This window comes from Leifsonia sp. NPDC058292 (assembly GCF_042880955.1).
Classification (GTDB): domain Bacteria; phylum Actinomycetota; class Actinomycetes; order Actinomycetales; family Microbacteriaceae; genus Leifsonia.
The window spans coordinates 1-2,125 of the sequence record NZ_JBHVYL010000081.1; the positions used below are offsets into that span (position 1 = coordinate 1).

Below are 2,125 nucleotides of genomic sequence, written 5' to 3' on the forward strand. Positions count from 1 at the left end.
GGCACTGACAGCGCCCCCGGACAACCGTGTGGCCCGGTCTCTTCACGGGAGAAGACCAGGCCACGGGCCGGCTGTTCGTGCACGGTGCAGGCCGTGCACGCCGTCACGCCGGAATAGGGGCGAGTCTGCCAGGCCAGGTGAGGCGCCGTGGGCGGTTCAGGGAGATGCGTCCCGCTCCCGGACGGCTTCACGGCGCCACTCGCGCTTCTCGAGGGCGCGCTGCGCTTTCTTCGGCCGGCTCATGTCCGGGCAGTCCGGGCCGGGTGTCGCGTGGCAGTGCGGGCACCAGGGGCGGGCCCAGGCGCCGAGCATGCGGGTCACGGCCATGACTTCACGGTCCCGCAGATCCTGGCGAGTCTTGCCCCGGGCGCCCGGCGGCGGCATCGGCTTCGTGAGGCGCCGCCGGGCCCGTCCAGCGTGGCACGAGGCACTGACAACGCGGCCGTCGTGAGCGGCCCGACGTCGAGGCATGAGAAAGCCTGGCACAGGTCGTCGGTCCCCCCTCGGGCCGTGTGACGCCATGCCAGGCTGGTGGTGCGGGGGCGGTCAGCCCCAGACGGAGTCTCGCGGCGCGATGTCGACCACGATCGGGACGGCAGGCGTGTCGATCGGTGGGACGCCCCACACGGAGTCGGCGCGTGTGTCCGTCGCGCTCTGGTGGTGCGCGATGGCGAGCGGCGTGATGGCCGCAGCGGCGGCGAGGGACAGCGCGGCGATGGTGCGGCAGAGGCGTCGGCGGTTCATCTGTGGTCCTTCCAGTCTCACGATGGTCGTGAGTGGAGTATGTGGGCTCTCCCGGCTGCTGTTCCCTCTGCTTCTGTCTGCTGCGAACCCCGCCCGCACCGGGGCCTGTTGTGGGTGGCTGGTGGTGCTTGTGGGGAGACAGTTACCGGGGGGAGCCGGGAGACGCCACGGCCTTAATGTGGAGTATCAGCCACCGCCGTTCAATCGAACACAGGTGGCATATAGGTGTCTGGCACACATATGCCAACAGGCGTACGGGTAGCCAGCGTTGAGCAGGTTCGGGGGCGAGGGTGGGAGAGGGTGCGACGGGCTCGGGCATACAGGGCCGTCCGATGCCGGCGCGGGGGGTTTCGTCTGCCGCGGTCGAGGAGTATGAGCGGCTCGCGAACGGGGAGCCGGCCGGGCCTGGTAGTGCGGAGGCGTTGGAGGAGCTGCGGTCGTGGCGGCTTATCGATGACAGTGACGCTCGGGCGGGGAGGCCGGTGGTGTTGCCGCCGCAGGCTGCTGGCTGGGCTGTCCTGAAGGACGCTTTGTCGAGCATGGCGGCCGAGGTCGAGCGGATGGCCTCGGTCCCGGCTGTCGTCGATGATTTGACGCTGGCGTTTGAGCGGTCGCAGTGGCGGGCGGGGCGCGGCTCCGAGTTCATCGCGGATGTTGCGCAGGTCAATGCCCGTATCGGGGACATTCTTGCGGGGGCCCGTCAGGAGCTGTTGGGTGCGCATCCGTTGGGGCCGCGCCGGCGGGAGCAGATGGAGCTCGGGATTGCCCGTGACACGGCCGCCCTGGAGCGTGGGGTGCAGTTCCGCACCTTGTATTTGGATGCGGTGCGGGACGATGCGGTGACGTGCGAGTGGGCGTCGACGATGGCGGGGCGGGGTGCGCATTTCCGTACGTTGGCGGATCCGTTCGAGCGGGTCATCGTCGTCGACCGCAAGGTGGCTGTGATTGCGAACTATGTGATGGAGGATGCGCCGCCGCACGCGGCGTGGATCATCACGGATCGGGCGATGGTCGCGTTCTGCGCGCACGCTTTCGAGCAGGAGTGGCGTCGTGGCCGTGTCTGGCACGGCGAGCGCCGTGTCCGGGGCGGGATCACTCCGGACGTGGTGCCGGCGGGGGAGAGGCGCCTGTCTGAGGCGCAGCGCGCTGTCCTTCGGGCCCTGTCGGAGGGGGAGACGCTGGAGGGCGCGGCACGGCGGCTGAAAGTGTCGAAGCGGACCCTGCAGCGCGACCTGGAGGCGATCCGGGCGGCGTGGAATCTGCCGAACGCGCCGATCGCCCAGTTGACGTTCTGCTGGGCGACGTCCCCGGAACGGACGCTCGAGCAGGCCGCCTGACCTCAGACGGTGGGGCGCCGGCCGGGGGGTCCGCAGCCTAGGAC

The 2,125-nt window shown here is 70.2% G+C and carries 2 protein-coding genes; one reads left to right on the forward strand and one right to left on the reverse strand.

What is annotated here, in order from left to right; all coding sequences use genetic code 11:
* Positions 1 to 546: 546 nt before the first annotated feature.
* Complete coding sequence (locus tag ACFVWR_RS19040) at positions 547 to 744, reverse strand: hypothetical protein (protein WP_387216008.1); 198 nt, start codon at positions 742 to 744, stop codon at positions 547 to 549.
* Positions 745 to 1,283: 539 nt separating this feature from the next.
* Here ACFVWR_RS19040 and ACFVWR_RS19045 point away from each other — a divergent pair.
* Complete coding sequence (locus tag ACFVWR_RS19045) at positions 1,284 to 2,081, forward strand: hypothetical protein (RefSeq protein ID WP_387216011.1); 798 nt, start codon at positions 1,284 to 1,286, stop codon at positions 2,079 to 2,081.
* The last annotated feature ends 44 nt before the right edge of the window (positions 2,082 to 2,125 follow it).

Coding starts and splice junctions, on each gene's coding strand:
- ACFVWR_RS19040 (WP_387216008.1), bottom strand. CDS start 744: ATGAACCGCCGACGCCTCTGCCGCACCATCGCCGCGCTGTCCCTCGCC.
- ACFVWR_RS19045 (WP_387216011.1), top strand. CDS start 1,284: ATGGCGGCCGAGGTCGAGCGGATGGCCTCGGTCCCGGCTGTCGTCGAT.